Below are 6,902 nucleotides of genomic sequence, written 5' to 3' on the forward strand. Positions count from 1 at the left end.
AGCGAGCTGGACAGCCTCGAGGCCGAGCGGGAGCGACTGCTGGCCTGCCAGGCCGACCGCGACCCCGGGCTGCCGACCCGGGCGGTGTGGCGCTTCGCGCAGCAGTTCTCGGTCATCACCGAGGAGCTGGACGGGCCCGCCGGCCGGTTCCCGGCGTACGTCGTGACCCCGCGGGGGATCGACCCGGCGCACACCGTGGTGTACGTGCACGGGGGCGGCTTCGTCGCGGGGATCGACCCGTTCCACCTGCGTTACGCCGTGCGGCTGGCGCGGGCGCTCGGCGCCCGGGTCGTGCTGCCGGACTACCCGCTGACCCCGGGCCACGACTGGTCCGCCTCGCACGAGGCGCTGGCCGACCTGACCGCCCTCTGGGCCGGGGAGTCGCACGACCTGGTGCTCGCGGGCGACTCCGCCGGCGGCGGCATCGCGCTCGCGGTGGCCCAGACCCTGCGGGACCGGGGCGGCCCGCAGGCCTCGCACCTGCTGCTGCTCTCGCCGTGGGTCGACCTGACCACCAGCGCGCCGGAGACCCCGCACTTCTCGTCGCGGGACCCCTGGCTGAAGCTGAGCAAGATCAAGGCCTACGCCGCCTGGTGGGCCGGGCGGCCCGAGGACCTGGCCCGACCCGAGGTCTCCCCGGCGCTCGGGTCGTTGACGGGGCTGCCGCCGACGCTGATGTTCTGCGGCACCCGGGACACCCTCGTCGCCGGCTGCCGTCTGCTCGCGCAACGAGCCGCCGGGACCGACTGGGAGCTGACCTACGTGGAGGCGCCGGACCTGATCCATGTCTACCCGTTGTTGCCGCTGATCCCCGAGGCCCGGGCCGCCTGGCGCCGGACGGTGGAGTTCCTGCGATGAGCGTCCGGGTGCTGACCTTCGACGAGCTCGACGCCCGTACGGCGTACGACGTCTGGCGGCTGCGGCAGGACGTGTTCGTGGTGGAGCAGCGGTGCCCCTACCCCGATCTGGACGGCCGCGACCTCGAGCCGTCGACCCGCCACCTCGTCCTGCCCGGCGAGGACGGGGAGCTCCTCGGCTACCTGCGCATCCTCGACGACGGGAGCCGGGCGCGGATCGGACGGGTCGTGCTCACACCCCGGGTCCGCGGGCACGGACTCGCGGACATCCTCGTCCAGGCCGCACTGGTGGAGACCAGGGGCCGCGAGGTGGTGCTGGACGCACAGACCCCGTTGCGGCGGTGGTACTCGACGTTCGGCTTCGAGGTGGCGGGCCCGGAGTTCCTGGAGGACGGGATCCCGCACGTGCCGATGGTGAAACGGGCCTGAGGGTCAGTCCGCGGCGGGAGCGGCGGAGAAGACCACGCCCGCGTCGGTGACCTGACGCGTCGCCTGGCCGCGGGCGACCAGCAGCTCCAGGTGCGCCTTGGTCTCCATGCTGGCCAGCGCCGTGTTGAAGACGTCCAGGTCCTTGAGCTGGTGCTCGTGCCGGGTCCAGGGCAGGAACCCCGCCACGTCGTACCCCGTGCCGGGGCCGCCGGCGAGGGCGTCCACGCAGGCCTGCAGCCGTTGCTCGTGGTGGGCGAGGAGCTCGTCGACCCGGGTGTGGGAGGAGGGGGCGACCGGGCCGTGGGCGGGCAGCAGGCGCAGGTCGGGCAGCTGACGCACCTTGGTCAGCGAGGCCATGAAGTCCCGCAGCGGCTGCTCGACCGGCACCGGTTCGAAGCCGATCGACGGGGTGATCGTGGGCAGCACGTGGTCACCGGCGAAGAGCAGTTGCGAGGAACGATCGGCGAAGACGTAGTGGCCACGGGTGTGTCCGGGGGTGTGCACGGCGTCGAGCCGGCGGTCGCCCACGGTGATCTCGTGGTCGCCGTCGAGCCAGGTGTCGGGGTAGCCCCACATGCCGAGGTCGGGCGTCTTGCCGTCGGAGAACTTCTGCCACTCGTCGGCGACCGCCACGGCACCGGCCGAGCGCAGGACGTCGAGGGTCGGGTCCTCGGTCAGCTCGTCGGCGTTGTGCATCAGGTCCAGGGTGGGCTTGTCGCCCAGACCCAGGCTGACGTGGGCACCGAACTCCCGGGCGATCACGGCGGCCTGCGTGTAGTGGTCGCGGTGCACGTGGGTGACCAGGAAGCGGGTGATGTCGCCCAGCCCGAAGCCGAGCTGCGCCAGGGAGGAGACCAGCAGCGTCCGGCTCTCCTCGATCGCCCACCCGCCGTCGACCAGGGTCAGCCCGTCCGCGGTCTCGAGGACGTAGACGTTGACGGCGCGCAGGCCGTCCATCGGCAGGGGCAGCGGGATCCGGTGGATGCCCTCGGCAACCCGCCAGGCGCCGGGCGCGGCCCAGTGCTCACCGGAGTCGGGCGAGACGGAGTGGGCGGTGCTGGTCGAGGACGTCACGCGCGGAGCCTAGGCCCCGAGGTCGGGCAGGTGCAGGTCGAGGTTCGGAGCCTGGATCCCGCCGTCGACCTCGAGCATCTTGCCGGTGACGTACTGCCCGGCCCGCGAGCTCAGGTAGAGCGCCGCCGCCGCGATGTCCTCGGCCTCGCCGACCCGACCCAACGGCGTCTTGGTCTCCAGCTGCTGCATCATCTCGGGCACCCCGGCGACGAACTCCAGCGCGCTGGTCATCACCGAGCCCACGTAGATGCCGTTCACCCGGATCCGCGGCGCGAGGTCCTCGGCGGCCAGCCGGGCCCAGTGCGCGAGAGCTGCCTTGGCGGTGCCGTAGGCCAGGTAGCCGCGGCCAGCCGAGCGGCCCATCATCGAACTGATGTTGACGATCGACTTCTGGCCACCGCCGTCGTGGGCGGGGGCGTCCTTGAGCATCAGCGGGACGGCCGCCAGCGACAGCGCGTGCGCTGTGGTCACGTTGAAGTGGAAGGCCTCCTCGAGGTAGGCCGCGTCGGTGTCCAGGAAGGCGTTCGGGATCGTGCCGCCGACGTTGTTGACGATCGTGTCCAGCCGACCGAACTCGTCGTACGCCGCGTGGGCGAGGCCCGCGACCGCGTCGAGGTCGCTGAGGTCGGCCGGTACGACGAGCGCGCGACGGCCGGCGGCCCGCACCTGCTCGGCGACGACCTCGAGCTGGTCGGCCGTCCGGGCGGAGATCACCACGTCGGCCCCGGCCTGGGCGAAGGCGACCGCGGTGGCGGCGCCGATCCCGCGACCGGCGCCGGTGACGACCGCGACCTGGTCGGTGACGAGGAAGCGGTCGAGGATGCTCACGGGGCACCCTCGGTGGAGACCAGGCCGCGCCCGGTGATCAACGGCAGCTCGATCGCGGTGACCAGTCCCCCGGGGGCGGCGACGACGGCCGCCACGGCGTTCACCAGGCGCTGGGCGGTGACGATCATCCCGGAGACGTTGTGGTCGCCGTGCTCGCCGTGGTGGGTGAAGTCGAGCTGCATGAACGGCTCGCCCTTCACCACCACCCGGTAGCAGCCACCACCCTCGGGAGGTGTCGGCCACTCGGGCGCCTGGTCCTCGGCGGTCCGCGTCACGTGCTCGAGGACGACGCGCGGAACGCCGTCGACCTTGCCGATCACCTGGAAGCGGACCGCTCCCATGGTGCCGGCCGGGATGTCGCCGGAGACGGACGCGATGTCGACCTCGGCGGCCCGCCGGTCGACCTCCTCGGTCAACGGCTCGTCCAGCGTGATGCCGAGCCCGGCGGCGACCTGACGGACCACGCTGCCCCAGGCCATGGTGAGGATGCCGGGCTCCCACAGCATCGCCTTGAAGTCGAGCGGCTTGCCGAAGCCGAACAGCTCGCCCATCACGACCGGTTGGTAGTACGTCGAGTAGTCGGCGATCTCCAGCATCCGCACCTCGTCGATGCGCTGGGAGAGGCTGGTCAGCGAGAGCGGCAGCACGTCGTTCGCGAACCCGGGGTCGATGCCGTTGACGTGCAGGCTCGCGCCGGTCCGCCGACCCGCCTCGGCCAGCCGGTCGAGCATCTCGGGCGGCAGGATCTTGTCGGGCCACTGGAGCAGGACGGGGCCGCTGGAGACGACGTTGATGCCGGCCTCGACGAAGCCGAAGAGGTCCTCGATGCACTCGAAGACCCGGTCGTCGGCCATCGCGGTGTGCACGATCGCGTCCGGCGCCAGCGCGATCAGCGCCTCCCGGTCGGTGGTGGCGAGCACGCCCAGCTCACGGCCGAGGTCGGCCAGCAGCCCGGCGTCCTTGCCGTCCTTCTCGGGGTTGGAGACCCACACGCCCACGAGTTCGAGGTCGGGGTGGCGATCGATGCCGGCGATGGCGTGGCGACCGACGGTCCCGGTGGACCAGACGACGACCTTGAGCGGAGCGGAGTTCGACATGGGCCCAATCTAGAACACGTTCTAGATTGGCGGAAGGGTTTCCCGCCCCTCGGCGAGGATCGGACAGTGGGTGCCGGCGTAGATCGTGGGCATGCACCGGTTGCAGTGCAGGCAGCCCCCGCGGTCCTGGTCGCCGCCTTGCAGCCGGTCGACCAGGTCGGGCTCGAAGAGCAGCGCCCGGGCCATCGCCACGAAGTCGAACCCCTCCGCCATCGCCAGCTCCATGGTGTCGCGCCGGTTGATGCCGCCGAGCAGCATCAGCGGCAGCGACAGCTCGTCGCGGAAGCGACGGGCGCGGTCCAGGAAGTAGGCCTCCTCGAAGGGGTACTCCTTGAGGAACCGCTTGCCGCCCACCCGGATCCCCCAGCGCACCGGCACCGGCATCGCGGCCGCGAACTCCTGGACCGGGACGCCGCCACGGAACAGGTACATCGGGTTCATCAGCGAGCTGCCCCCGCTGAGCTGGAGTGCGTCGAGGTTCCCGTCGTCCTCGAGCAGGTGGGCGAAGGCCAGGCCTTCCTCGGTCGTCACTCCGCCGCGGAAACCGTCGCCGAGACTCACCTTGGCGGTCACCGCCACGGCGTCCCCGACCTCGTCACGCACGGCACGCGCGACCTGCCGGCCGAGCCGGGCGCGATTCTCCAGCGAGCCGCCCCAGCGGTCCTTGCGTCGATTCAGTCCCGGCGCCAGGAAGGAGGAGATCAGGTAGCTGTGCGCCATGTGCAGCTCGAGCACGTCGAACCCGGCGCGGACCAGAGTGCGGGCGCTCTCGACGTACCGCTCGGTGACGTGGGCGAGGTACTCCTCGCTGGCCCGGCCGACCATCTGCATCGACAGCGGGCTGGGCATCCGACTGGAGCTGTACGCCCGGGCGCCGTTGGAGCGGCCGTTGGCCACCGGTCCGGCGTGGCCCACCTGAGCGGCGATGGCGGCACCCGTGGCGTGGACGGCGTCGGCGAGGCCGGCCAGCTCGACCAGTCGCTCCGGCGTGACCACGATCTGGTCGGCGTGCGTCCGGCCCTCCGGCGCGACGGCGAGATAGGCCACGGTGGTCAGGCCGACCCCGCCGGCCCCGACCTGTGCGTGGAAGTCGATCAGCTCCGGGGTCACCCGGCCGCCAGGCGTCTGCCCCTCGAAGGTGGCCGCCTTGACGGTGCGGTTGCGCAGCCGGATCGGGCCGAGAGTGGCGGGCGCGAAGACGTCGGGGGTCACCGAAGAACTGTAACCGGTTCTAGTTGGACCCGGACGTTGTCACGGCAGCGGCATGGTGAAGGTGTACACCTCGGTGCCGTTGGCCTCGTCCCCGTCGTCGGGGGCCGCCCGCAGCGTCAGGCGGCCACCCTCGACCGACAGCTTGACCGGGTTGCGGGTCATCACGTGCCCGGCAGTGCTCCATCGCTGAAAGGGCACCTCGTGCAGCACCTCGTGGGTGCGCAAGTCGATCAACGCCAACCCGCCGAGCTCGTACGACGCACCCGGACCGCCGGCACCGGGACGCTGCGGGAGGTTGGTGATGCCGGCACAGATCATCCGGGCGGAGTCGGCGTACTGGCAGTCCTGGTAGTCGACGAAGTGGCTGGGGTTGGACCAGGCGTCCCGCTGGCGACCCCGCAGGTCCCACTCCTGGAACTCGCGCGACCCCCAGGTGTTGCCGACGAGGCGACCTGAGGTCGCATCCCGCACGACACCGCCGATGTGGTCGGGCACCCGGAACTGCTCGGTCACCTCGAGCGTCTCGGGGTCGACGCGGTAGACGATCGAGGCGCTGTCGGGTCGGTACTCCGCGACGGGCACCCAGATCGACTTGCCGTCCGTGGAGATGCCGCCCGGGTGGTACATGTCGCCCTCCCCCAGGACGATGTCGCGCTCGAGGTTGCCCTCGCGGTCCATCACGAAGAGGTGCCCCACCCCCGCACCCGGCGTTCGGTCATGACCCCCGACGGGCGAGGGGTACTTCACCGGCGGCACCACGACCTCGACCGAGGACAGGAAGAGGCGGTCCTCGGTCACCACGAGACCTTCGGTGTGGAAGGTCGGGAAGTCCAGCTCGAGCCGCTCCACCTCGGACCACACCGACGACCGGTCGACGGAGCGGAAGGCTCCGGCGAGCTGCCCGTCGTGACCCCCGCCGTGGCCCGCACGATGGCCGGGGCGCTCCGTGGCGTCGAGTGACCCCGTGGCGTGGGCCGCCACCCCCGTCGCGGTCAGCAGGGCCAGGGAGGCGAGTGCGACGGACGAGCGCAGGGTGGGTCGGGGCATGGGCCTTCTCCTCGAGAGTCGGGCGGGGCGGCTCCCGCAACGGGGGTGGCCACCGGACGGTCGAAAGGTAGGCAGCCCGGATGAACGTCCGGCCACCTCCGGACGACGGCGGGGCACTCAGTGGGTGTCGGCGTTCCGGCGGACCCGACATCAGGTGTGGCGCCTGCGTACAAGCCTGTGCCCCGCCGGTCGTGGATCGGCGGGGTGGGGGGCGGTCAGGGTCTGCTGAGTGGTGGTGGCTCGGGCGGTTGAACTGGCGGTGGCCTGCGATCCCGCGTGACGTCGGTGGTGCCGGTGGCATCGCGGAGGTAGGTGTAGCCGTGCGGGCTGGCCCACAGGAACGAGTCGGGATCGAGCC

7 protein-coding genes are annotated in these 6,902 nt (G+C 71.8%); 2 read left to right on the plus strand and 5 right to left on the minus strand.

Annotation, left to right across the window (positions count from 1 at the left end; translation table 11 throughout):
- A partial coding sequence (locus tag ABZE72_RS14920; RefSeq protein ID WP_372729821.1) for an alpha/beta hydrolase occupies positions 1–858 on the plus strand: 858 nt, incomplete at its 5' end.
- Positions 855–1,286, plus strand: coding sequence for a GNAT family N-acetyltransferase (locus ABZE72_RS14925; protein WP_372729822.1), 432 nt, complete (start codon positions 855–857; stop codon positions 1,284–1,286). The genes ABZE72_RS14920 and ABZE72_RS14925, both read left to right, overlap by 4 nt.
- 3 nt (positions 1,287–1,289) lie before the next feature.
- Here ABZE72_RS14925 and ABZE72_RS14930 read toward each other — a convergent pair whose 3' ends face one another.
- Genes ABZE72_RS14930 through ABZE72_RS14950 form a run of 5 tightly spaced genes read right to left on the minus strand, consistent with a single transcriptional unit; the run spans position 1,290 to position 6,544 of the window.
- Complete coding sequence (locus ABZE72_RS14930; RefSeq protein WP_372729823.1) at positions 1,290–2,360, minus strand: MBL fold metallo-hydrolase; 1,071 nt, start codon at positions 2,358–2,360, stop codon at positions 1,290–1,292.
- A 9-nt stretch (positions 2,361–2,369) separates the two neighbouring features.
- Complete coding sequence (locus ABZE72_RS14935) at positions 2,370–3,188, minus strand: SDR family oxidoreductase (protein ID WP_372729824.1); 819 nt, start codon at positions 3,186–3,188, stop codon at positions 2,370–2,372.
- Positions 3,185–4,285: a diacylglycerol kinase gene (locus ABZE72_RS14940; RefSeq protein ID WP_372729825.1), complete on the minus strand. Its 1,101-nt coding sequence runs from the start codon at positions 4,283–4,285 to the stop codon at positions 3,185–3,187. The genes ABZE72_RS14935 and ABZE72_RS14940 overlap by 4 nt, the downstream gene beginning before the upstream one ends.
- Positions 4,286–4,306: 21 nt before the next feature.
- On the minus strand, positions 4,307–5,497 hold the full coding sequence (locus tag ABZE72_RS14945) for an NADH:flavin oxidoreductase (RefSeq protein ID WP_372729826.1): 1,191 nt from the start codon (positions 5,495–5,497) through the stop codon (positions 4,307–4,309).
- 39 nt (positions 5,498–5,536) lie between these two features.
- On the minus strand, positions 5,537–6,544 hold the full coding sequence (locus ABZE72_RS14950) for a DUF6454 family protein (RefSeq protein ID WP_372729827.1): 1,008 nt from the start codon (positions 6,542–6,544) through the stop codon (positions 5,537–5,539).
- Positions 6,545–6,902 lie beyond the last annotated feature (358 nt).

The organism is Nocardioides sp., from assembly GCF_041600255.1.
GTDB lineage: Bacteria > Actinomycetota > Actinomycetes > Propionibacteriales > Nocardioidaceae > Nocardioides.